The 24,267-nt window shown below is 46.1% G+C and carries 28 protein-coding genes and 1 pseudogene; 28 read left to right on the top strand and 1 reads right to left on the bottom strand.

Features of this window, described 5'->3' with window-relative positions:
* The first annotated feature begins 43 nt into the window (after positions 1-43).
* The 4 genes from L6439_RS25625 (at position 44) to L6439_RS25610 (ending at position 3,046) form a co-directional block, all read left to right on the top strand.
* Positions 44-502, top strand: a complete 459-nt coding sequence (locus L6439_RS25625) for a phage holin family protein (RefSeq protein ID WP_213471785.1) — start codon at positions 44-46, stop codon at positions 500-502.
* Positions 489-1,178: an N-acetylmuramoyl-L-alanine amidase gene (locus L6439_RS25620; RefSeq protein ID WP_213471784.1), complete on the top strand. Its 690-nt coding sequence runs from the start codon at positions 489-491 to the stop codon at positions 1,176-1,178. The genes L6439_RS25625 and L6439_RS25620 overlap by 14 nt, the downstream gene beginning before the upstream one ends.
* A gap of 750 nt (positions 1,179-1,928) precedes the next feature.
* Positions 1,929-2,153, top strand: coding sequence for a ribbon-helix-helix protein, CopG family (locus tag L6439_RS25615; RefSeq protein WP_213430223.1), 225 nt, complete (start codon positions 1,929-1,931; stop codon positions 2,151-2,153).
* 236 nt (positions 2,154-2,389) lie between these two features.
* On the top strand, positions 2,390-3,046 hold the full coding sequence (locus tag L6439_RS25610; protein WP_213471293.1) for a hypothetical protein: 657 nt from the start codon (positions 2,390-2,392) through the stop codon (positions 3,044-3,046).
* Between the two features lie 15 nt (positions 3,047-3,061).
* Here L6439_RS25610 and L6439_RS25605 read toward each other — a convergent pair whose 3' ends face one another.
* A complete protein-coding gene (locus L6439_RS25605) occupies positions 3,062-3,316 on the bottom strand; it encodes a hypothetical protein (protein ID WP_213471292.1) in 255 nt (84 codons plus the stop codon).
* A gap of 129 nt (positions 3,317-3,445) precedes the next feature.
* Between L6439_RS25605 and L6439_RS25600 the strand changes: the two are divergent.
* From L6439_RS25600 to L6439_RS25485, 24 genes and pseudogenes are all read left to right on the top strand, one after another.
* Positions 3,446-4,420 (top strand): annotated as a pseudogene (locus L6439_RS25600) (helicase-related protein); the annotation flags it as partial.
* A complete protein-coding gene (locus tag L6439_RS25595) occupies positions 4,413-5,324 on the top strand; it encodes a ComFC family protein (RefSeq protein WP_168179129.1) in 912 nt (303 codons plus the stop codon). The pseudogene L6439_RS25600 and the gene L6439_RS25595, both read left to right, overlap by 8 nt.
* Before the next feature lie 249 nt (positions 5,325-5,573).
* Positions 5,574-5,984 carry a TIGR03826 family flagellar region protein gene (locus L6439_RS25590; protein WP_168179128.1) on the top strand — a complete coding sequence of 137 codons (411 nt, stop codon included), beginning with the start codon at positions 5,574-5,576 and terminating at the stop codon, positions 5,982-5,984.
* Positions 5,985-6,171: 187 nt separating this feature from the next.
* A complete protein-coding gene (gene flgM / locus L6439_RS25585; protein ID WP_168179127.1) occupies positions 6,172-6,447 on the top strand; it encodes a flagellar biosynthesis anti-sigma factor FlgM in 276 nt (91 codons plus the stop codon).
* A gap of 14 nt (positions 6,448-6,461) precedes the next feature.
* Positions 6,462-6,962 (top strand): flagellar protein FlgN, encoded by a 501-nt coding sequence (locus L6439_RS25580; protein ID WP_237096645.1) that lies wholly within the window; start codon positions 6,462-6,464, stop codon positions 6,960-6,962.
* A 27-nt stretch (positions 6,963-6,989) separates the two neighbouring features.
* A complete protein-coding gene (gene flgK / locus L6439_RS25575; RefSeq protein ID WP_168179125.1) occupies positions 6,990-8,558 on the top strand; it encodes a flagellar hook-associated protein FlgK in 1,569 nt (522 codons plus the stop codon).
* Positions 8,559-8,598: 40 nt separating this feature from the next.
* Positions 8,599-9,513, top strand: coding sequence for a flagellar hook-associated protein FlgL (gene flgL, locus L6439_RS25570; protein WP_168179124.1), 915 nt, complete (start codon positions 8,599-8,601; stop codon positions 9,511-9,513).
* A 23-nt stretch (positions 9,514-9,536) separates the two neighbouring features.
* Positions 9,537-9,938: a DUF6470 family protein gene (locus L6439_RS25565; RefSeq protein ID WP_168179123.1), complete on the top strand. Its 402-nt coding sequence runs from the start codon at positions 9,537-9,539 to the stop codon at positions 9,936-9,938.
* 101 nt (positions 9,939-10,039) lie between these two features.
* Entirely contained in the window at positions 10,040-10,384 is a 345-nt protein-coding gene (gene fliW, locus L6439_RS25560; RefSeq protein WP_237096644.1) for a flagellar assembly protein FliW, read from the top strand.
* A 1-nt stretch (position 10,385) separates the two neighbouring features.
* A complete protein-coding gene (csrA, locus tag L6439_RS25555) occupies positions 10,386-10,634 on the top strand; it encodes a carbon storage regulator CsrA (protein ID WP_168179121.1) in 249 nt (82 codons plus the stop codon).
* Between the two features lie 62 nt (positions 10,635-10,696).
* Entirely contained in the window at positions 10,697-11,080 is a 384-nt protein-coding gene (locus L6439_RS25550) for a flagellar protein FlaG (RefSeq protein WP_213471289.1), read from the top strand.
* A gap of 19 nt (positions 11,081-11,099) precedes the next feature.
* Positions 11,100-12,551, top strand: coding sequence for a flagellar filament capping protein FliD (gene fliD, locus L6439_RS25545; RefSeq protein ID WP_213471288.1), 1,452 nt, complete (start codon positions 11,100-11,102; stop codon positions 12,549-12,551).
* Between the two features lie 20 nt (positions 12,552-12,571).
* Complete coding sequence (gene fliS / locus L6439_RS25540) at positions 12,572-12,973, top strand: flagellar export chaperone FliS (protein ID WP_168179118.1); 402 nt, start codon at positions 12,572-12,574, stop codon at positions 12,971-12,973.
* Positions 12,966-13,340: a flagellar protein FliT gene (fliT, locus tag L6439_RS25535; RefSeq protein ID WP_213471287.1), complete on the top strand. Its 375-nt coding sequence runs from the start codon at positions 12,966-12,968 to the stop codon at positions 13,338-13,340. The genes fliS and fliT overlap by 8 nt, the downstream gene beginning before the upstream one ends.
* Positions 13,341-13,443: 103 nt before the next feature.
* Positions 13,444-14,259, top strand: a complete 816-nt coding sequence (locus tag L6439_RS25530; protein ID WP_269155959.1) for a flagellin N-terminal helical domain-containing protein — start codon at positions 13,444-13,446, stop codon at positions 14,257-14,259.
* Positions 14,260-14,521: 262 nt separating this feature from the next.
* The gene (locus tag L6439_RS25525) at positions 14,522-15,337 is read left to right on the top strand and encodes a flagellin N-terminal helical domain-containing protein (protein WP_269155958.1); all 816 of its coding nucleotides are present in this window, start codon (positions 14,522-14,524) and stop codon (positions 15,335-15,337) included.
* 132 nt (positions 15,338-15,469) lie between these two features.
* Entirely contained in the window at positions 15,470-16,063 is a 594-nt protein-coding gene (locus tag L6439_RS25520; protein ID WP_213471286.1) for a hypothetical protein, read from the top strand.
* On the top strand, positions 16,056-17,933 hold the full coding sequence (locus L6439_RS25515; RefSeq protein WP_213471285.1) for a motility associated factor glycosyltransferase family protein: 1,878 nt from the start codon (positions 16,056-16,058) through the stop codon (positions 17,931-17,933). Before L6439_RS25520 ends, L6439_RS25515 begins: the two co-directional genes overlap by 8 nt.
* Entirely contained in the window at positions 17,920-18,927 is a 1,008-nt protein-coding gene (locus L6439_RS25510; RefSeq protein ID WP_213471284.1) for an NAD-dependent 4,6-dehydratase LegB, read from the top strand. Before L6439_RS25515 ends, L6439_RS25510 begins: the two co-directional genes overlap by 14 nt.
* Positions 18,928-18,944: 17 nt before the next feature.
* Positions 18,945-20,117: a LegC family aminotransferase gene (locus tag L6439_RS25505; protein ID WP_420540569.1), complete on the top strand. Its 1,173-nt coding sequence runs from the start codon at positions 18,945-18,947 to the stop codon at positions 20,115-20,117.
* Positions 20,110-21,267: a UDP-N-acetylglucosamine 2-epimerase gene (gene neuC, locus L6439_RS25500; RefSeq protein WP_213471283.1), complete on the top strand. Its 1,158-nt coding sequence runs from the start codon at positions 20,110-20,112 to the stop codon at positions 21,265-21,267. Before L6439_RS25505 ends, neuC begins: the two co-directional genes overlap by 8 nt.
* A gap of 14 nt (positions 21,268-21,281) precedes the next feature.
* Positions 21,282-22,367, top strand: coding sequence for an N-acetylneuraminate synthase (gene neuB, locus L6439_RS25495; RefSeq protein WP_269155957.1), 1,086 nt, complete (start codon positions 21,282-21,284; stop codon positions 22,365-22,367).
* Between the two features lie 164 nt (positions 22,368-22,531).
* Positions 22,532-23,584 (top strand): nucleotidyltransferase family protein, encoded by a 1,053-nt coding sequence (locus tag L6439_RS25490; protein WP_213471282.1) that lies wholly within the window; start codon positions 22,532-22,534, stop codon positions 23,582-23,584.
* On the top strand, positions 23,581-24,264 hold the full coding sequence (locus L6439_RS25485; RefSeq protein WP_213471281.1) for an acylneuraminate cytidylyltransferase family protein: 684 nt from the start codon (positions 23,581-23,583) through the stop codon (positions 24,262-24,264). Before L6439_RS25490 ends, L6439_RS25485 begins: the two co-directional genes overlap by 4 nt.
* Positions 24,265-24,267 lie beyond the last annotated feature (3 nt).

The raw sequence follows: 24,267 nt of genomic DNA, 5'->3' as shown, positions 1-24,267 counted from the left end.
GCCCTCGGATATCCGGGGGCTATTTTATTGAGGGGGAAATTACATGGAAAAAGTAGTTATGGCATTGAGTCAAATTGTAGGAGACTACGCGCCGAAGCAACTAGCGGCTGGTGGAGCGGCTGGGATGTTTGGTGTTCTCGTCGCGCTGTATGGAGATTGGACGTCATTGCTAACGATATTACTCATTGTTGTGGCTATTGATTACGTGACGGGTGTCATGGCTGCTGGGGCCGAAGGCAAGTTGAAAAGCAGCATCGGCATGATCGGCATTGCGCGGAAGATATTTATCTTCATGGTTGTGGCGGTGGCTCACCAGGTGGATACTGTCTTGGGCGATCAACACATGCTTCGTGATGCGGCGATTTTCTTTTATATGGCTAATGAATTGCTATCGATAATCGAAAATGGCGGCCGCTTGGGCGTACCGATGCCGAAAGTCTTTATCAAGGCCGTGGAAGTTCTGAAAGCAAAGGGAGGGGAGGAAAAAGATGAGCATGTATAACTATATCGTTGATCACATTCCGCGTAACACGCCGTATGATCGGCGTCCTGGGAACAAGATGGACGCGACAACGCTGACAATTCATAACACAGGAAATCCGTCGTCTACCGCTCGGAACGAGCGCGGATGGCTCACGAACCCGTCAAACAAGCGGACAGCATCATATCACATTGTTGTGGATGAACACGAAGCAATCGAAGTCCTGCCGCTAAACGAAAATGCATGGCACGCAGGTGATGGTAACGGCAATGGCAATCGGAAGTCTATCGGCATTGAAATCTGTGAGTCCGGTAACTACGGTAAGACTCTTCAAAACGCGGCTGCACTCGTAGCACGTATGCTATATGAGCGTGGATGGGGCGTAGATCGCCTGAGACGGCACTTTGATTGGTCGGGTAAGATTTGTCCTAGATTGATGTACAGCGGAGGTAAATGGACAGCCTGGGAGCGGTTTAAACTTATGGTACAAAAGGAGTTGAACGCAATGGATAAACCGAAGCAGCCTGATAAATCGGCCGACGGCGTGACAATCACTGTCGACGGTCGCGAGTTGGACGAGGCTGGGATTCTAATCGGAAATACCGCCTATGTTCCGGTTCGGGCGGTGCTTGAGGCAGCCGGCGCCAAAGTGAAATGGGATGGAAAGGGAAAAAAGGTCAACATAACTTCATCGTGATTGGAGACACTATTGGGGTGTCTTTTCCTCCGAAAAAAGGGCCGCGGTAGTATACCGCGGCCCCTACAACTCCTTGCTTATCTTCTAACGATCGTCCGGAATGCATTATCTAGCGTACGAATCTCAGCGAGCAATCTCGAATCTGTAAGATCGGTCCATCCCAATATGTTGCTGACTTGTCCGACGTAAAACGTATGAGCTTGCTGCATTAAATCAGACCCGTCAAGTTCAGATACAAATGCACGGAACACCTTTTCATATGGATTCATAGCCTTCTGCCTCCATAGTATTTATATAAGAGAGGGGGCAGATGCCCCCGTATGGTTCACTTTAATATCAACGTTACAGTGTTGAGGATGATTGAAATGACAAGCAACACGATTGTGATGTCCGCCTTTTTCATCCGCATATCCACTCCTTTCTGTTGCTGTGGTATACTTGAGTTGGACGACCGAGCCACTACCCGCCCCCGAAGGGGCGAGTAGCTTCCCATCCTAACGGAGTAGGGAAATGACGGCGGTTGCGAGTTGGGCCAGAGCCGTGAGAAGCAGGACCCATTCTCGTACCTTGACTCGGTCGTCTTTTTGCTGTGGTGGCGGTTGCGGTGGCCGAGTCTGTTTTTTCTTTTTAGCCATGTGCTCACCTCCTTTCTATACCCTCATTATATACTGGTACCACTATATAAATCAAGTGTTTTTATACTGGTGACAGTATATTTTTTGTGTTATTATTCAGAAAAGGGGTGAAGCTATGGAGAAGAAAGGTAAAGCTGCGACCAGAGCAAAGGATAAGTACAATTCGGCAAACTATGATCAAATTAAATTGTGGGGCCGGAAGGGAGACCGCGAAAGAATCGATGTGGCTGCTGCGAAAAGCGGGAAGAGCAGGAACGCCTTCATCATGGAGGCCATCGAAGAGAAAATCGAACGGGAAGGGTTGGAAAGCCAGACAGAAACTAAAGAGCCCCGGGATTAGTCCCGAGGCTCTTTGTTACATAAGATACCATATTACTTTACACAACCGTATGCTTTTGGGTAACTTGCTTTACATCGAAAAGTGTAAAGTAGACCCCTTGACATTTCCTCTCTACAACCATCCTGCTAAAAATTCGCGAATTTTACAACTTAGCTATCGCAAAAGAAGAAAGTATATAGATAAGTTTGCTCCGTTTGTGTAAAATGTTGGATAACACCAAAAAGAGGGGGATAATATTGGAAATCAAATACGTATTATTGATTCTGACGATAGGAGTTGCGATTTGGGGCATCAACCTATATAAGCAACAAAACAGTACATACAAAATACCATTAATCGCGACTTTCGTTTTAGGGGTGATAACCATGGCCCTTTTTGCATTTAGTTCCGTGGCCGACGATACAAAGGATGTTGTTTCGTCTTCGGTTGAAAAGTCGTCCCAAAAGGAAGAGAGTGGTTTTTCGAAATATTTCAAAAATGATCTCGAACCATTTGCGAAAAGTATAAATGCCGATATTGATAACAACTGGAAGTATTATATGATCGAACCTATAGAGAGACTTGAACGCGACGGCGACCTGGAAGCATTCCGAGGGGACATGGATTTACTCATCAAACTTTACAGCCTTACGGTCGCGAATATCAATAACATGAAAATCCCGGATACTCTCGAGACGAGCGATCGACAAGATATAATGGAATACCGGGATGAATTGAGTAAGGCGGTAGGGTTGCGGCTCGTTATCGCGAAGACCTTGGTTGAACTGGACGACGCAGATAAAGTTATTAAGTATGATGCAAGCAAAGACATGGCAGAAAGCGAACAACATCTCAAGTCAGCAGCTAAAGCCTTTGAGCGAGCGGTGAAGAGAAATATAAAAGCCTCGGAATGATCCGAGGCTTTCTCTTTATTGTGATTTCGCCCAATCGAGGAGCGTTTCAATGTGTCCGATGCTCGCGTCACACATATAGGTGAGACCATAGGGGCTGTAGTATCCTGCAATGATAATTCTGCCGTATTTCGTTTCGACTAAAAATTCAAAAGAATAAAAATGCTCCGACTTTGTTATGATTGATTTTAGAATTTCGCCTTGTTGCAGCTTTATTTCGAGACGGCGGACATCCTCGTTATTCATTACTCCCTTTAGTTCATCAAGCGTCATATAGAACCCTTCCTTCCGTGACCATATTTTGACCATATTCGTACCTGAAAGTATCCGAAATTATCCGAACTTAATTTCTCTAAAGCCTGATTACCCTAAGAAATCCTATATAATAGGAAGCGAAACAATACGGAGATGATCTTTCCGCTAATCGAGGATGCGCTTCTGCATGGCGGGCTGGCGCTCGTGGCGACGCCGCGGCGGGATGTGGTGCTGGAGCTGAAGCCGCGGATCGAGGAGGCTTTCCCGAACGAGCGGGTCGTGACGCTGTATGGCGGAAGTCCCGACCGTTGGGGCGAGGGCAGAATTACGCTGGCGACGACTCATCAACTGCTGCGGTTCGACCGGGCATTCGATCTCGTTATTATTGATGAACTGGATGCGTTTCCTTATCACAATGATCCCATGCTCCATCGCGCGGCAGAGCGAGTTTGTCGCCGAGGGGGCGTTTTTGTGTTTCTGTCGGCCACCCCGCCGGAAGCGATGCAGCGTCAAGTGCGGCGCGGGACGCTGCGGCATGCCCGGGTGCCGGTGCGGTATCATCGGCATCCGCTGCCGGTACCGGTACGGGTCCCGATGCCGGGCGTAGCGACGTGTCTGGCGCGCGGGTCGCTCCCAGGGGGCCTGATCCGCCGTATGGCGGAATCGGTTGAGCGGGGAGCGCAGGTATTTATCTTCATCACCCGCATCCGGCAGGTGGAAGGTGTCGTGCGGCTCCTGCAGCGGCAATTTCCGGAGATTCGGGTGGAGGGGACCTCCGCAGCGGATGAGCTGCGTGGAGAGCGGGTGCTCCGCTTCCGGGAGCGGGATATTCGGATGCTGGTTACGACGACGATTTTGGAGCGGGGCGTTACGGTTCCGAAGAGTGATGTGTACATTCTCGATGCGGATGACAAGCTGTTCGATGAAGCATCGCTCGTCCAGATGGCGGGCCGGGCCGGACGTTCGAAGGAGGATCCGGCAGGCACGGTCGTCTTCGGTTCCCGTCAATGGAATCGGGCGCAGCGCAGGGCGGTGCGGCAGATTCGCGAGATGAACCGGCTGGCGAGGAGGCATGGTTATTTGCTGTCCGCTTATACTGGAAGGAGATGGCGAAGTGGCTGAACCGGCAGCGCAGGGTTATTGGCTTGAGCGGAAGCTGCAGCAGGTGCTGCGGCCGCAATCGATTCCGTGCAAGGTATGCAGCCAGGCGATAGGAACGTCAGGAGCCGCTTTTCATAAGGAGAGAAGAGAAGCAGCGTTAACGAAGGAAATATGCAGCGGATGCTTACGGGATATCCCTTGGATTCAATGGATCGGATGCATGTCATGCGGACGGGGCATTCGCTGTCCTGACTGTGTTCGCGATGCGTTAGCTTTTCACGGTTTGTCTGCCAATCGAAGCGTGGTCCAATATAATGAAACGATGAAGCAATGGCTGGCGGAGTATAAGTTCCGGGGGAATATCCGATACGAGCCGGTAATGGCGGCCATGATGACGGCATCCTATTCGATGCTGTTTCGCTCCGTGTATCCTGTCGCGGCTGGGAAAGATAATTCGACCGTGCAAAGATTGAGGAACTGGCTGTGGGGAACTCCACTGGAGGAGATGCTGCCCGATCTTGTCACTTATGTGCCATCGACGGCTGCGCGTCTCCAGGCGCGCGGGTTCAACCAGGCGGAACGGTTGGCGCGGCTGCTGGGTCAGGTTTGGATCCGTCCAGTCGTAGGGTTGCTTGACCGGAAGCAGGATGGGGAGAAGCAGAGCAAGCAGGAGCGGAAGGGCAGAGAGCGCAGTGCGGCCGAAGCCTTTGCGTTGAACAAGCATGCGCCGGTCATGGCCGCCCGTTCGTTATCTTCGGCTTTCGTCGGTGTGATTAAGCGGCGGGGACATATCCGCATTCTCATCATTGATGACGTGTATACGACTGGCAGCACGTTACGCGCTTGTGCCCGTCAGCTCTCGCGGCTGAATGACGCCTTTTCTATCCCGGTGAAGATAGCCAGCTATACGTGGGCGAGAGCTTAAATGTTAGAGGTGGTGCTTTTGATCACGAAGCAATTGAGGAAGCAACTCGGCATCGAATCTTGCATTCACTCTTGAAGTCCGCTGCTCATGTCGTTTCGCCTATATTCCGCTGCTCCTTCTTCAAGTTCTTGCAACCTTCTCGGTGCTGAAAAGCCCCTGTTTGAACACGCATTTTTTAGTAAAAATCCTCTCGTTTTCTGTCGATGAATAAGTTATGATGAATACAACGGCATATAAGGGGGCGAGAAGATGGAATTGAGCAATTGTCCGCGCTGCGGCAGGCTGTTCGCCAAGGCATTCAGGGACATCTGCCCTGCATGTCTGAAGGAGATTGAACAGGAGTATGAACGGTGCGTGGCCTATTTGCGCGATCAGCGGCATGCGACGCTGCATGAGCTAAGCGAAGAGACGAAGGTCAGCCCGCGCCAGATTACGCAGTTCATCCGGGAAGGACGCATTTCAATATACCAGGCTCCGAATTTGACATATGATTGCGAAGTGTGCGGCAACCCGATTCGGGAAGGGCATATGTGCGAATCATGCCGGAACAGGCTGGTTCGACAAATACAGGAAGCGGGCATTGCGAAGGAGCCGGACAAGGGAGAAGCGGCCTCCGGAACGAGGGCGTACCAGGCTTTTGAACCGTCCCGCGACAAATAGCCCGCGGCATGAACTTCTTTTGACAAGAACTAAATTTTCCTTGACACGGAACCGATAATCTTAGTAAAGGTTATCGGTTTTGTCTATGTATACGGATATGCCTTACAATAGAAGGAAACAAGTTGGAATGAGGACGGGATGCGAGCCGGAATGAACGGCCGTCTGCCGTGTGAAACGAGGTGTAATGATGAAGATCAATGAAACGCAGCGCGTCGGAGCGATCCAATATTATCAGAAGCAGCAGTCGGCCGGGAGAGTCTCTCCGAAATCATCCCGCAAGGATGAACTGACGATATCGACCGAAGCGAAGGAAATGCTGGATGCGCAAAACCGGGTAAACAATCCGGCCCGCCAGGAGCGTATTGCCGAGCTGAAGCAGGCCGTACAGACAGGGACGTATCATGTCGCTGCCGACAAGATTGCGGAGAAGCTGCTTCCCCTGTTTCGCAAAGAAACTGAATGAGCGGAGGAACGAATGTGAGCGCAGCGCCAATTGTGGAAATATTGAGCCGCATGGAGGATATTTATTCAGAGCTGGTGCGTATCGGGGAAGCCAAGACGCAGGTAATTATTCAGAATGACATCGATAACTTGGTCAAGCTGTCCCAGCAGGAATCGAAATGCTTGAAGCAGCTAGCTTCCCTGGAACAGGAGCGGGAAGGGGCTGTGCAGTCGTTCCTGCAATCGAAGGGGATCAAATCGCAGCTAAAGCTTACGGTGACCGAGATTACGAAGCTGATTTTCGACGCCAATGAGCGGCAAGAGATGCTCGCCGTGCAAGAACGTATCCGGACGGTGCTGGAAAAGTTGAAATTCACCAATGACCATAACCAGACGCTCATTCAGCAGTCCATTCATTTTATCGAATATCAGCTTAATTTGCATATAGATTATTCCGAACAAGACATGCTGTACCGCCGCCCGGAGCAAGCTGCTCCCCAATATAGCAGACCCGGCATGATGGATACGCGTGCATAGACGGATGAAGGAAGGGAACGAACGAAGATGAGATCAACCTTTCACGGATTGGAGACGAGCAAGCGATCCTTGTTTGTCCAATCGACCATGATGCAGACTTTGGGACATAACATCGCCAATGCTTCCACGGACGGTTATACGCGGCAGCGGGTGAACGCTTCTGCGACCCGGCCGCTGGCGATGCCCGGAATGTACAACAGCGTAGCTCCGGGGCAGTTGGGTACCGGCGTGCAGTACGACAGCATTACCCGTATCCGCGACAGCTTCCTCGACCTTCAATTCCGGAGAGAGAACCAGACGCTTGGCTCGTGGAGCATTGTCGATAATACGATCCGTTCGATTGAAGGCTTTTTCAATGAACCGTCGGATAATGGCTTGCGCAGCGTCATGGATAAGTTCTGGAACTCCTGGGAAGTCCTCAATCGCGACCCCTCTCTGCTCAGTGCCCGCGTCGAAGTGGCCGGTGCGGCCTCTAACTTCACCAATATGCTGAAGCATATCGATGAGTCGCTGACCAAGCTGGAGAACGATATCCAGTCCAGCATCAACATCAAAGTGAACGAAGCAAACGATATTATCGCAAATATTGCAAGCTTGACGGATACGATTAAGCGCGTGGAAGGCATGGGGGATAACGCCAATGATTTCCGGGATCAGCGCGACCTGCTGATTGACAAGCTCTCCACCATCATCGATGTGCAGGTGACCGATGGAGAGGGAGGAGATATCGCCATTCTGTCGGGCGGTGTTACGGTCGTCGAGAATGGAGAGGCGACGCCGATTACGGCGGATGTAGCCGCCACGGCAGGACAGCTTCATGGATATGCGCAATCGCTTGCCGAAGTCGAGCGGGTGCGCGACCAAGCGAATGCGATGGTTAGAACGATGGTAACCGGATCGGTAGATGTCGAGCTGGCAGCTGGCTATGTGGCTGCTTCGCCGCTTATTGCCAAGAGCGCCGTAGAGCTGGAGAACGGGACGACAATCCCGGCAGGCGGCACGATTCCGGCAGGCTCCATCTTGAAGGGACCCGCCACGGTCCAAGTGAACGGATTTAACGGCTTGCACAGCCTGGGTTATACGCTGTCAGACCCTGCCAAGTCGGGCATTCCATTCTTCACGACAACGGACGGCGGCGAATTCTCCATCAGCAATATCCAGGTCAATGTCGATATCGTGAATAACGTCAGTAATATCGCGGCCTCCGGACGTTATGACACCGTGAACGGGCAGAACATTACGGTTAAGGGGAACAGCGTTATCGCGCATGCCTTGGCTTCACTCCGCGACAAATCATTCAATTATCCGGCGGATATGACATCGTTGTCCACCGGCTCGGTAGATGATTATTACCGCGCGATTATGGGCGACCTGGGAACGCGGGCAACAAACGCGGAGCGAAATGTCAAAGTGCAGAGCGATATGGTCGATTCCGTGCAATTCCGCCGGCAATCGGTGAGCGGAGTGTCACTGGACGAGGAGATGGCCGACATGATTCGCTTCCAGCATGCCTACAATGCGGCGGCGCGGAACATGACGACGGTCGACGAGATGCTTGATCGGGTCATCAATCAGATGGGTATCGTTGGACGGTAACGTTAAATAAAGGAAGCAGGATATGTAAGGAGGAACTAGGATGCGCGTAACGAGTGCAATGCAGAATACGCAGCTGCTCCGCAATATGCGATATATGAACAGCAATGCGATTGATCTGAATAATAAACTATCTTCCGGTCAGCGGATTCACCGTCCAGGCGACGATCCGGTCGGCATCGGCTATCAGATGCGGTATGACAGCGAACTGAACCGCAATGATGAATTTACCTCCAATGCGCAGATGGGATCGGGCATGCTGCGCACCATGGATTCCTTGATGCAGCAGACGAGCGACGTGCTGAAGCGGGTTCGTACGTTGGTGCAGCAAGGATCAACCGGGACGACGCCGGATGATGCTCGTATAGCAAATGCTGCGGAGTTGAAGCAGCTCAAGGAGCAGCTTGTCATGATCGGCAACAGTTCCTATAATGGGCGCTATCTGTTCAACGGCCAGAAGACGGACATCCCGCCTTATACGAGTGCGGGAGCCGCGACGGAGAAGACAGATGAAGGGATTTACAGACTAAATGTAAGCCCTGCGGTCACCGTTCCGGTAAGCATTACAGGCGAATTGATATTTGGCAAGGCCATCGATACAACGAAGCCGATCGATAAAGATAATGATAATGTGTTCCAAATGATGGATGACATGATCAAAGCGGCAGAGAATAACGACATAGATGCACTCCTGAATGGATTGGAGCGGATTGACGCCTCCTCGGACCGAATTAATACGCAGTGGGCAGAAATTGGGGCGCGCATGAACCGCTTCGAGCTGATGGAGAACCGTCTTGCGGATGATAAAGTCAGCCTGAAGACCGAGCGCGGCCAGGTCGCCGATGTCGATATGCCGGGAGCGATTATCGCCTTGAAGACGCAGGAAAACGTGATGCAGGCGGCCTTGGCAACGGGGGCCCGGATTATGCAGGTATCACTGATCGACTTTATTCGATAAACTCGGAGAAGGGTTAAATTTCCATGAATATATCGGATACCATTAGGCAGGTTCAATCGCATTCCTTCCGCTATGAACCGGCTGAGTTAACGATTCGCCAGCGCCCCGTCGAGATGGAGGCCGATTGGCAGCCGGTATGGGACGAGCTGGGGCTGCAGCGGCCTTCTGTTCTAGCTAGCGAGCGCAAAAACGAGGCGATACAAGTGGCTGTCCAGGCTACGCAACAGAAAGCGCAAGAAGGCGACCGTTTGGGCAATATCGCCAAGTCGAAGACGACCTTCGGCCAGATTGCCTTCGAACGCTATATGCAAAAAGGCCAAAAAGAAGTGCGGCTCTATGCGCTGCCCTCCCAGAGCGTAGCCATTGATGTTCGGGTTTACCCGCCGGAAATTGAAGTGCAAACGAAAGGTGTTGTTCGGGAATGACGTCTACCAATGATTCAGTCGCATCAAATGTAACGATCCAAAGTTCCAATTACGGGGCTCTTCATCCTGAACCTCATCAGATCTACGAGTTCGTCAGAGGCATGGTTGGGTTTCAATCGATTACCCGCTACGCTTTAATGCCATACGACGATTCCGTCTTCTATATTCTCCATGCGGTGAATGAGGAACGGAGCTTTATCTTAATTCCGGCGGAATATGTCCAGAACTACAGCTTTCCTATCGACCGGGATACCGTGGAAGCTCTGGGAGTACAAACGCCGGAAGAAGTCGTGACGATGCTTGTCGTTAATATCATTAACGATGCGATTAGCGTGAATTTGCGAGCTCCCGTCCTCTTTTCGCCGAAAACGCAGAAGGCATGTCAGTATATCATCACAGACTCTAATCTCCCTGTCCGGCATTTTCTTCAAGGAAGGGGAGAATAGGATGCTGGTACTGAAGCGAAAAACTGGCGAGACGGTCATGATCGGCGACGAGATTGAGGTTCGCGTGCTTGGCGTGGAAGGAGAGTATGTCAAGCTTGGATTTGTGGCTCCAAAAAATGTGCAAATTATGCGGAAGGAATTGTACGAGAGCATCGTACAGGAAAATAATTCTGCTGTCGAGACCACTAGGGGAGCCAATGAAAAACAAGATATCAATATGATTGAGATATTGAAGAAATTTAAAAAATGAGAAATCATAGGCAGATTCAATGCAAGGAAATATAGCCTTGTTGAAATGTGAGGTGGATATAGATGAGCAGCATTCATCGTACAGACACCGCGGGGATAGACTTACAGGTTCATCGGTCGACGATTCAATCCTTGAAAAATGTGCTCGGCAAAGAAATGCCGGGGGAATCACCTTCTTCTCAAACTGGAACCACCTTGGATTACATAAATATGAGCATCGAAGACAAGCAGGATCTGCAAAAAAAGGTAGAGGAGTTGAATGAATCGATTGCCAGCTCCGGCAAAGAGATTCACTTCAGGTATCACGATGACGCCAAGGAATTATATGTCGAGGTTATCGACAAGAAGACGAAGGAAGTCATAGCCAGTTTGCCTCCGGAATTTTTGATAGAACTGTCGGTCAAAATGAAAGAGCTCATTGGCTTGTTTTTGGATAAAAAAATATAAAAGAAAGGCGGTAGGAACAATGGGGTTTAGTATTGGCGGTCTTGCTTCCGGATTGGATACCGGGATGATGATTGAAAAATTAATGATGCTGGAGAGAATTCCCTATAATAATCTCGAGCAAAAGAAAAAAGATTTTTCTGGGTTTCAGTCCTATTTTCGTAATTTAAATACAAAGTTGTCCACACTCCGCGATAAAGCTGCGGATTTAACGTTGAATGCGAACTTCAAGCTGACATCGACCAAAAGCTCGGATGAGCAAGCCGTAAAGGCGGTTGGCTCCGATAATGCTATAACCGGGAACTATCAGGTAACCGTAGATAAGCTGGCAAAATCGCATGTTATTAAAGCGAATGAGTTTACCTCAACAGATGATTCCTCTTCTCTTGAAAACCAAACGGTTTCTTTTCGTCAGCCAGATGGGACTGAAGTTGCGGTTACGTTGAAAGGCAAAACATATGGAGAGATGCTCGAAAATCTCAAAAATGATATCAATAAAAATAGTAAAACCGTATCTGCTTCTCTGGTAGAGACATCCCCAGGAAAGAAGACACTGGTATTAACTTCGGTGAAAACTGGAGTGGAAAATGCGTTCCATCAAGGTAACGGAGGTTCATCCGGAATCGGGATTACAGGTAGCGGGAACATTTTAAACGACCTGGGTCTCTTGTCGGGCGGGAATTTCCAGGAAGTTCAAGCTGCACAGAATGCGGAACTAAAAGTAAACGGGTTGTCCGTTACCAGTTCCTCCAACGAGGTTAAGGGCGTCATTGATGGCGTGACCTTGCAGCTCCAAAAAGAATCTTCTTCCGCTATGATCACGGTTGGACAAGACTCGGACAAGGTCCTTGAGAAGGTTAAAGGCTTCGTGGATGCATTTAACGAAGTTCGCAAGCTGATTCGGGAAGGGTTGGCCAAGCCAGCAGAAAAACCAAAGGATGATAAAACCCCCTATCGTAAAACAACGCTTCAGGGTGATTCGACCTTGCGCCAATTGGATATGGAGCTAGGCAGTTGGATGTCAAGCAATATTGCGGGCTTGGGTACATTGGCTGACCTTGGTATCGAAATCGATAAGGATAAAAAAGGGGCCGATATGACGGGGCAGATCGTCTTCGATGAGAAGAAGTTTAAAGAAGCCTTGGAACGTGATCCGGAAAAAGTAATAGCTATGTTTAATGCAGATGAGACCGACAGCTCGGGGAAAAAGAAGCAGGGGATCGCTACCATATTAAGTGAAGAGCTTCGCACTTGGACAAGCAAGGCCAACGGAATTTTACAATCCCGCGTGAATGGCTATGATTCTGAAATCTCTTTTATCACGGAATCCATGACCAAGATGGAAGATCGTCTCACATTGAAAGAACAGCAATTAAAAAGACAATTTACGGCCATGGAAGTGGCTCTGAGCAAATTGAAAAACGAACAGTCCTGGTTAAACAGTCAAATCAAAGGTTTGTCGCAGCAGAGCTAGCAGGTTAAGGGGATGAATAGATGTACACCAATATGACCGCCGGTTATCAAGCCTACCAAAAAAATAAATATGAAACAGCTTCCCCTCATAAGTTGATTCTTATGCTATATTACGGGGCGTTAAAGTATATGAATCAGGCGGAAACTGCGCTTACAGAAGATAATCCCATGTTGGCCCACCAGCATATTCTGAAGGTGCAGGATATCATCTATGAGTTGATTGCTTGCTTGAACGAACGCGAAGGCGGGGAAGTTGCCCAAAATCTAAAAAATCTGTATTTGTATGTGATTGACCAACTAGTTCAAGCTAATATCCAAAAATCTCAACAGCCGCTAGCGGAAGCTAAAAACGTGATTCAATCCATCAAAGACGCTTGGGAAACGATCGGCAAAGATGTTACGGCGGGTCAAAATTATGCGTGATACTCGAACAAGACTTGATATATACGATGAGATGATCGACTTATGCCAACAATATATTCTTGAAATAAAGGAACGAGAATGGCAGGATTCAGCTTTCCTTGCATTTGTGGAAAAGTGGGATCAACTGAAGGAATCTATCTCGTCTGTTGATCCAGGAATGCTTACTAAGGAAGAAAGAAACCAGGAAGCTATACGTTGTCAGACGCTTCAGGTGCTTTACCAGTCCATAATCGATCGCATTGAAAGACAAATAAGTCAACTGGGCTCCCAGGTCCAAGGCGTCCGCCAAAGCAAGACGATTATGAATGCCTATCAAGGTATGGGAAGAGTGGATCAAGTGGCTTTTTATTTTGATCAAAAAAAATAAGCTGCTTTTATTTTAGCTATAAAAAAAAGATTATGAAAGTTCGATATATATAATGGGCCGCAAGGAAGTGGCCCCATAATGAAATCATGGAGGATGATGAAGAATGTCGATGTTTATTAACACGAACGTGGGCGCAATCAACGCTCACCGCAACCTGGGCATGAACAACACAGCAATGGGCAAGACAATGGAAAAATTGTCTTCCGGCTTCCGTATCAACCGTGCGGCAGACGATGCGGCAGGTCTCGCTATCTCCGAGAAAATGCGTTTCCAAATCGGTGGTATGAATCAAGCTATGCGCAATGCACAGGATGGTATCTCCTTGATTCAAACGGCTGAGGGCGCTTTGACAGAAGTACATTCCATGCTGCAGCGTTTGAACACGCTAGCAAACCAATCCGCTACGGGTACTTATGATAATAAAGACCGTGCGAACACGCAAAAAGAAGTGGATGCTTTGCTCGCGGAAATTGACAATATTGCAGGCTCCACAAACTTTAACGGAATTAAATTGTTGAATTCGAGTGCAAATGTCAGCTTCCAAATTGGCGTAGAAAAAACGAATACGCTAACTGCTGCTCTCACGAGTATGAAAACTTCTGCACTCGGTGTAAGTGGTTTGAGCATCAGCACACAGGCCAAGGCTAATGCGGCTCTTTCCACAATTGCAGCGGCGATTAACACAGTTGCTGAACAACGTGCAGCTTTTGGTGCGGTACAAAACCGTCTAGAACACACCATTAACAACTTGGGCGTAACTGCCGAGAACCTGTCCGCTTCTGAATCCCGTATTCGCAACGCTGATATGGCGAAAGAAATGACAGACTTTACTCGGAATCAAATTCTGGTTCAAGCGGGTACAGCAATGCTGGCTCAAGCGAACTCTGCTCCACAATCTGTTTTGAAGCTTTTGGGGTAATATTGACTTTTTCAAAACTTCCAGCCTATTTTTGGCTGGAAGTTTTTTTATAGGGATCAATCTTGTTTATCCTATGTCAACCCCATTGGAATTAGTTTTTCTTATGGATCCAATTCATAACTAAGAGAATGGAGCAAACTTTCTTATTAGTAGATCATTGAAAGATAATTTGTTTTTACTATAAAAAATGTATGATCATTACTCGATATATATAATAGGCCGCAAGGATGTGGCCGAATGATATCATGGAGGATGATGAAGAATGTCGATGTTTATTAACACGAACGTAGGCGCAATCAATGCTCACCGCAATCTGGGCATGAACAACACAGCAATGGGCAAGACAATGGAGAAATTGTCTTCCGGGTTCCGCATTAACCGTGCGGCGGACGATGCGGCAGGTCTCGCTATCTCTGAGAAAATGCGTTTCCAAATCGGCGGTATGAACCAAGCGATGCGCAATGCGCAGGACGGTATCTCCCTGATTCAAACGGCTGAGGGTGCTTTGACAGAAGTACATTCCATGCTGCAGCGTTTGAACACGTTGGCTAACCAAGCTGCTACGGGAACTTATGATGCTAAAGACCGTGCAAACACCCAAAAAGAAGTGGATGCATTGATTGCAGAAATCGATAACATTGCAAGTTCCACGAACTTTAATGGAATTAAATTGCTGAATGCTAGTGCAACGGTCAGCTTCCAAATTGGTGTTGAAAAGGGTAATACGTTAACTGCACAACTGAAGGACATGAGAGCAGCTGAATTAAAGGTGAATAGCTTGAGCATTGGCACGCAAACAGCAGCAAGCAACGCTCTTTCCACAATTGCAGCGGCGATTAACACAGTTGCGGAACAACGTGCAGCCTTTGGTGCGGTACAAAACCGTCTGGAACACACCATTAACAACTTGGGCGTAACTGCCGAGAACCTGTCCGCTTCTGAATCCCGTATCCGCAACGCTGATATGGCGAAAGAAATGACAGACTTTACTCGTAATCAAATCCTGGTTCAAGCGGGTACAGCAATGCTGGCTCAAGCCAACTCTGCTCCACAGTCGGTTTTGAAACTTTTAGGCTAAAAGAAAATTGGTTTACCCTGGGCGCTTTCGCGAATTGCGAAAGCGCCTATTTTTATGACCTGTCCCCCCTCCATAAAATATTGAACGCCGCATACCGATAATTAAAATAAAGGAAGTAAAGGAGCGTATAAAATGCAGATATATACGGATGGAGAAATAAAAAAGAAGATTATAAATAGTTCGGATTTCATGCCTTGGTGGAACGTTTTCCGGGAAGAGCTTGTTCAGACAGGCAAGTTAGTTTATTCTACAACGATAGATGGAGAGACAGCCTATGATACCGATGTAGAGTATATAGCAAAGAATGTAAACCACATCTCTGAATTAAGGTTCCAAACGATTACCATGAAGGATGCGATTAATGAGACTCTAGACCAAATAAGAAATTATGTTGAAAGAATTTTTGATCATAAAGAAAATCTGGTATCTATATTTTACGGCAAAGTATCAGAGAAGGACTGGAAATTGTTTGGTGAATTTACAGAAGGGTTGCAATGGTTGCATGTTTCCTTAAACTTTCTCAATTCTTTACTAAAAGAAGTGGGGTTATCTAGAGAAATGGTAATAAGAATTGATGAAAAAATAGAAAGGTTAGGTCAACATATTAATAATATTAATGATGCCCTCATACAAGAAGATTTTATTTGGGGCGGCGATATTATTACTTATGAATTTTTTCCGTTATTTGAATCTATAAATGAACTTGCGGGAGATATTTATGTCTAATGTGCTAGAACGGAATTTATCTGTTTTACAGTCAACTTACCCCAATCTGTATACTGCTGTGACGGGCCATTCAGTTGATACTAATAGTGTTGAAGTTGTTAACTCTCATTCCAACGAAGTGACGATCAAAGTTCTCAAAGCCGATGGTTCCATCAGTTATCTTCATAGCCGGTACAACCCAATTGAAGAGGCAGAACGATGGTGTGATTCATTGGAAAGTAATATTTCCGATTCAGATGATTTGTTTGTGTATGGAATGGGATTAGGTTATCATATCGAGGAATTAATGAAGAGATATCCTCATAAGCGATTTTATATTTATGAACCTGAACCTGCTATTTTTATTAGAGCAATAGAATCCAGAAATTTAGAAGGAATTCTTCTCCACCCCAATCTTATTGTTCTGGGGGTTGGGAGGGAAGAATTTATCCAAGAACAAATGATTACCAGTGTTATCGATGTAATTACGAGTTCATATAAAATTGTGAGCCTTAATGGGTATGAGCGGATCTATTCAGATGAGATGCGAGTATTTAATCGCTTGTGTAAAAAAGAAATTAACCGGTATCGAAGTAACTTAGCTACCTATGCGGTCTTTGGAGAGGACTGGGTAAAAAATATCACATTGAATATGCCTAAAAATATTTCCAGTCATTCAGTGAAGAAGTTGAAGGACGTTCTCAAACAGCAACCGGTTCTTATTGTTGGTTCAGGTCCCTCGGCAGATTTGGATAAGGAAGCTTTACAACAACTATCTTCCAGAGTTTTTACCATTGCAGCTGGCTCAAGTGTACAATTTTTATTTAGTATCGGAATCATTCCCGATTTAATTGTCACTCTTGATGGAAGTGAAAAAAATTATCAAGTTTTTAGCGGCCTGCAGTATTCCGATATTCCATTACTTTATGGGACATATGTACACCATAAGATAATTGAGAATAAACGTAAAGCGCTATTTCATGTGGCGATTGCCGAAGATACATTAACGGAATACCTGCTTAATGAACAGGATGCACCAACGTTCGCTTCAGCGTGTTCTGTAACAGGAACCGCCATTCAAGCAGCTGTATATATGGGGGCATCTTCTATCATCTTTGCTGGACAAGATTTTTCTTACCCCAATAATAGGCTTTATGCCAATAAAGTTGATCATTTTACAGACGAAGAGATAACCGATTATTTAGAAGCAGTAACAGAGTTAGAGGTTCCAAATGTTTGTGGGGGCACGAACCCTACATCCATTCCAATGATGGTCACGTTAGAGTCTATTGAAGAACTTATTTCGTTTTTCAATTCTAAGATTGAATTTATTAATACATCTAAAGTTGGAGCTCATATCAAAGGAACAAAGCATACTCCAATTGAATACTTGCTTGATGAGCATCCAGAATGGAATAAATCTGATGGCTCATTATTTAATACAGCATCGCATGAGTCATCATGCGTAGAGAATGGAAAAATGGCGCTCGAAAAGATGCAAGATCTCTTGGAGCAACTAGGGAAATGTAATTCTACATTAGAGCGAATAAACGAATATTGTCGGCAAATTTTATCGACTGATAAGACCATGGATTCTTTCGATAATTACGTCAGTTTTATTGAACAAAAATGGTCCGAAATTGTAAATAAACCTGTATTTACATATATTTATTCCGCTATCCTTCACCATCAACTCGTTATTTTCCGTCGCTACATACCAAAAATCGTTAGCGAAAAGGATGAGTCTAAACGTGGAAGGCTTTTGGTAAAGCATCTTCTCCCCGTTACTTCTAATATGCAGGAGGTCACTCCTAGGCTCATTGAATATTTTAGAGAAGGAATAAATAAGGTGGAAAAATGTATAGAGGAGCATAGTCGTGAAGTCAAATAAAAAAATTCTTGTTACAGGAGCAGACGGGTTCATAGGTTCACATTTAACGGAAACGTTGATCCGGGAGGGTTACGACATAAGAGCCTTTGTCTTCTATAATTCGTTCAACACATGGGGATGGCTCGATGCTTGCGCAGATGATGTGCGTGGTCAATTTGAAGTGTTCAGTGGCGATATACGTGATCCGCACGGTGTGAAGTCGGCGATGAAGGATTGCGATGCGGTCCTGCACTTGGCTGCGCTCATTGCAATTCCTTACTCCTATCATTCGCCGGATACCTACGTAGACACAAATATTAAAGGAACGTTGAATGTGCTTCAGGCTGCAAGAGAGTTGGATATTGAGAAGGTAATCCATACATCTACCAGTGAAGTGTATGGTACTGCCCGGTATGTTCCGATTAATGAAGCACACCCCTTGCAGGGACAATCGCCTTACTCTGCTTCGAAGATAGGAGCAGATCAGTTGGCACTTTCGTTTTACCGTTCCTTCGGAACTCCAGTTGGTGTCATACGCCCATTCAATACATATGGACCAAGACAATCTGCAAGGGCTATTATTCCAACAGCAATAACGCAAATCGCATCTGGCAAGGACGTGATTGAACTAGGCGCACTGCATCCAACCCGTGATTTTAACTATGTAGAAGATACCGTCCGCGGGTTTATTGCCATGTTGGAGTCGCCTAACTCTGTAGGAGAAGAAATTAATATTGGAAGTAATTATGAAATTAGTATTGGCGAAACGGTTGAACTGATTGCAGATGTTATGGGGCGATCAATAACCATTCAAACTGCTGCAGAAAGAATGCGTCCTGATAAAAGCGAAGTGGAGCGTTTGTGGGCGGATAATTCTAAAGCGGAAAGGCTTTTGGGATGGAAGCCCAAATATCAAGGAAAAGATGGCTTAAGGGCAGGTCTGAAATCGACGATTGAATGGTTTACACAACCCGATAACCTGGGTCTATACAAAACTGGCATTTATAATATATAGAAATCAGGCGATGGACTATGATGGTGAATGACATTATCAATAAGTTAAGCGAGTTGTTGCCACAACAAAATGGAACAGTATCATTGCATGAACCTCGTTTTCAAGGGGAGGAATGGAATTACGTCAAGGATTGTTTAGACAGCGGCTGGGTGTCATCAGTAGGTTCATATGTTTCAAGGTTTGAACGGGACCTTGCGGATTATTTGGGAGTCAAGCATGCCGTAGCCGTCGTTAATGGGACAGCCGCTCTTCATATTAGCTTGTTATTGGCTGGCGTTCAAGAGAAAGATGAAGTTTTGATTCCCTCTCTATCCTTTGTGGCTACAGCCAATGCAGTAGCATACTGTCATGCGCTCCCCCATTTTATTGATGTATCTGCGAGGACATTAGGCATTGATTCTGCTGCCCTGGAAGACTACTTACTCGAGATAGCCGAAGTCCGTGCAGGAATATGCTATAACCGCCTAACTGGAAATATTATTCGAGCTGTGGTGCCTATGCATACATTTGGACATCCCGTGGATATGGACCCGCTTATCGATGTATGTACGAGGTTTCATATCGTATGTGTTGAGGATGCTGCAGAATCTTTAGGATCGATTTATAAGAGCAAGCACTGCGGGACAATAGGAAGCATAGGAGCATTCAGCTTTAATGGGAACAAAATCATGACTACTGGCGGAGGCGGGGCAATCGTCACTAATGATGAAAACATCGCTAGACGGGCCAAACACATTACGACGACGGCAAAACAACCCCACCCCTGGAACTTTGTGCACACGGAAGTGGGGTATAATTATCGGTTGCCTAATATTAATGCTGCCCTGGGATGCGCTCAATTAGAGTATTTACCGAGACTAGTTGAAGCGAAGCGCAGACTTGCAATGAAATACCAGGCTGCCTTTGAATTGGTTGAAGGGGTTAGTATATTTCAAGAAATGCCTTATGCCAGAAGTAACTACTGGCTAAATGCAATAATATTGGACCAACCTGATGAACAGATAAGGGAAGCTATACTGGAGATGACGAATAGGAAAGGTATCATGACACGTCCTATTTGGACTCCGCTTCATAAGCTTGCCATGTACGAACAAATGCCGAAGATGCCATTAAAGGTAACTGAATCTCTGCAGAATCAGATCATTAATATTCCAAGCAGTCCGCATTTGACAGGAGAGTTTTATGCGTAAATTATGTTTTATCACTGGCACACGTGCTGAATATGGGTTAATCTACTGGCTATTGCGGGAAGTCTCTTCCGATCCAGAACTCCAATTACAACTGGTAGCAACCGGTATGCATCTGGCTCCAGAGTTCGGGGCAACGTATAAGGTTATTGAGGAAGATGGGTTCACGATAGATTGGAAAGTCGATATGCTGCTGTCTGGCGATAGCGGCTATGCTATGTCTAAGTCAGTCGGTCTAGGAATTATCGGTTTCACGGATGCATTTCGTATACTGCAACCCGATCTAGTCGTGCTGACTGGAGATCGGTTCGAAACGCTTGCCGCCGCGCAAGCAGCCATGTTTCTGAATATCCCCATCGCTCATTTGTACGGAGGCGAAGTTACAGAGGGGGCTATCGACGAGTCAATCCGGCACGCGATCACGAAGATGGCTTATATACACTTTACTACTACTGAATCATACCGCAAACGGGTGATTCAATTAGGAGAGGCGCCGGAACGGGTATTTAATTTCGGGGCACCAGGTTTAGATCACCTTACTCATTTGAAGCTCCTAACTCGAGACGAGTTAAGCAAAGAACTCGAATTTGAATTGAGCCGTCCTTTTTTTCTGGTGACATTTCATCCTGAGACGCGAAGCCAGCATTCATCCATAACCGATTTTCAGGAGTTAATTCTGGCATTGGAAAAGTATGATGACTATTCAATAATTATTACCAAGCCAAATGCTGATGCTGGCGGGAGGGAGCTTATCACATACATAGAGAGATATGCATTGAACAAGAAGGAACGAATCTATCTATGTGCGTCCCTGGGACAATTAAAATATTTAAGTGCCATGAAGCATGCCGCAGCAGTTGTTGGAAATTCCTCGAGCGGAATTATTGAGGCTCCTGCACTAAGAGTGCCGACAATCAATATTGGCAACCGACAAAAAGGACGTTTACGAAGTCCTTCTATTATAGACTGCGAAGCACGGGCTAGGCATATTACAGAAGCGATTCATGTTGCTCTTTCAAAATCTTTTCAAGAAATGGTTTCTCGGCAAGAACCGGCTTATGGTGCAGGTCAAGCTTCCAAGCCAATAAAAGAGACACTGAAGAGTATTGATTTGCAAGAAGCACCTGTAAAAAGATTTTATGATGTTTCCTAAATGGAGTGGTGAGCGTGACAAAACATATCGAGATTATTGCAGAAGCAGGCGTTAATCATAACGGTTCACTGGAGATGGCAAAAGAACTTGTGCGGGTAGCCGCTCAATCTGGAGCTGACGCCATAAAGTTTCAAACGTTTAAAGCTCAGCACCTTGTTACCTCCTATGCGGATATGGCGGAATATCAAATGAAGACAAGTAAAGCCCAGTCGCAGTTCGAGCTGTTAAAAAATTTAGAGTTAAGTGCCGAATATCATTTTGAAATTATTGAGTATTGTGAAAAGGAGGGTATAGAATTTCTTTCAACCCCATTCGATGTCGAGAGTTTATTATTTTTGGTAAACAAATGCCGAATTAAGAGGATTAAGTTATCGTCAGGTGATTTAACAAATGGTCCCCTCCTGCTGGAAGCAGGGCGTAAGGGTTTACCTGTGATTTTATCTACGGGAATGGGAACATTAGGGGAAATAGAAGACGCGCTTGCAGTGTTGGCATACGGTTATCTGAATAATCAAGAGCCTGCTTCATTACATGAGATAAAGAAGTCTTATCGCACTGACGAAGCACAAAATATTTTGAAGGAAAAGGTGACACTTCTTCATTGTACTACTGAATACCCGACTCCGTTCCATGAAGTTAATTTAAATGTGCTCTCTACGCTTCGTGATGCATTCGGCTTATCGGTAGGATTATCGGACCATTCAAAAGGAATTTCCGTAGCCATAGCCTCCGCTGCCCTTGGGGTATCTGTTATTGAGAAACATTTCACTCTGAACAAAGATCTTCCTGGCCCGGATCATCAAGCATCATTAGAGCCAGAGGAATTATTTGCACTTGTTGAGTCGGTTCGTCAGGTCGAGGCTGCATTAGGAACAAAACGTAAGTATCCGACGCCATCAGAAAGCAAAAATATCAATATTGCCCGCAAAAGCCTGGTAGCTAGCCAACCTGTTCGTGCAGGAGAAGTTTGGACGAAAGAAAATGTAACAGGAAAACGGCCAGGGCAAGGAATTTCACCTATGAATTATTGGGATATACTCGGTAAGCCCGCGAATAAGGACTATGGAGTGGATGAGATTATTAGCCGTTATAAAGAGTAGCTCTGTTTCGTCAACCTTTCGCCAGAAAGCATCTAAGTGATGAGGAACGAACTGTGCAGCAAGTCGAATTGGTACTACTCGGTAATAGGGGCAGGTGTTTTGCGACTCCATTCAATACCGGAAAATATCACTGCATATGGAGTTCCTGCCAAGGAGGTTACATAATGTTCGATTGGAAAAAGGTACTCGTAAAAGGGAATACCTCCATTTTGCAGGTAATCGAGAAAATTGATGCAACTGGACTGCAAATTGCTCTTGTTGTTGATGAAGACGATTCATTATTGGGAACCGTGACGGATGGTGACATCCGCAGGGGCATCCTGAAGGGCGTTTCTCTAAAAAGTTGCATAACTGAAATAATGAACCGGCAACCTGTTTCGGCAAGAGTTAGCGACAATCCGCAAACGATTTTAATGATGATGAAAAAGAAACATTTGCGCCAAATTCCGGTTCTTGACGAAGAAGGAAAAATTGTTCGCATAGAATTATTGGATCGATTTATTGAAAAAAAACTATATCCCAATCCCGTCGTTTTAATGGCGGGAGGATTAGGAACCCGACTTCGCCCCCTTACGGATCATTGTCCGAAACCTATGCTGAAGCTTGGCGATAAGCCGATTTTAGAACTGATTATTGAGAATTTTATTGAATATGGATTTTATCGTTTCTATATCTCTGTTAACTATCATGCAGAAATCATAAAAAATTATTTCGGTGATGGTGCTAAGTGGGGGGCAGAAATTCAGTATATAGATGAAACGGAACGTCTGGGCACAGCTGGAGCACTCAGTTATCTAGCGGATATGCATTTGGATATGCCTTTCTTTGTAATGAATGGCGACTTGTTAACCAAAGTCAATTACGAGCGACTATTAGAGTATCACTCAGAAAATAAGGCAATGGCCACCATGTGCGTCCGTGAATATGAGTATCAGGTGCCTTATGGAGTTGTGCGTGTTGATGATAGCAAACTTCTTTCAATCGAGGAGAAGCCTATTCAGCGTTACTTTATAAATGGAGGGTTGTATGTGTTGCAGCCAGAAACCTTGGAATTGATTCCCCGCGGCAAGTATTACGATATGCCGGAATTATTCCAGGGGCTCATTGCAAATGGGCATAACACAACGGTATTCCCTATACTCGAATATTGGATTGACATTGGACGAATGGATGATTTGAAGCGGGCAAATGTTGATATGGAGGCGGGGGTAATATGATTTGTGAGGCAAAGACATTAGCTATTATCCCTGCCCGAGGAGGGTCGAAAGGACTTCCGAGAAAAAATGTAAAGCCTTTAATTAATAAACCCCTTATAGCATGGACCATTGAACAAGCCTTAAAATCTCGCTATATCGATCGCGTCCTCGTATCTACGGAAGATGAGGAGATAGCGAAGGTTTCAAAAAATTTTGGTGCGGACATTCCCTTTCTAAGACCGGAGGAGTTGGCAGGAGACGAGTCCTCCGTTGTAGAAAGTGTGATGTACGTATTGGAAAGGATTACTGGTTATGAGAATGTGGTCCTTTTACAACCTACCTCACCGTTGCGCGTTTCTGAAGATATTGATAATTGTTTAGAATTGCTTATGAACAATGAAGTTGATTCTGTTGTATCTGTCACTAGCCCTGAAAAAAGTCCTTACTGGTGTTATCGTGTAGATGAGCATTCTAAATTACTGCCTCTATTTTCAATTGAGAACAATCTGCCTAGACAGCAACTGCCACAAGCTTTTGTTTTGAACGGAGCCGTATATGCGATGAAAGTAGAGCATTTATTAAGGAGAAAGGGATTTGTAACAGAGAACACGCTAGGGTATAAAATGCCTGTTGAGCGCAGCATAGACATTGATTCAGAATTGGACTTTTGGCTGTGTGAGAAGTTGCTTAAATCAAAATGATGA

Origin of the sequence: Paenibacillus dendritiformis (assembly GCF_021654795.1) — a bacterium.
Taxonomy (GTDB): domain Bacteria; phylum Bacillota; class Bacilli; order Paenibacillales; family Paenibacillaceae; genus Paenibacillus_B.
The sequence above is the reverse complement of the archived record's forward strand: the minus strand, read 5'-3'. Positions and strand labels throughout refer to the sequence as shown.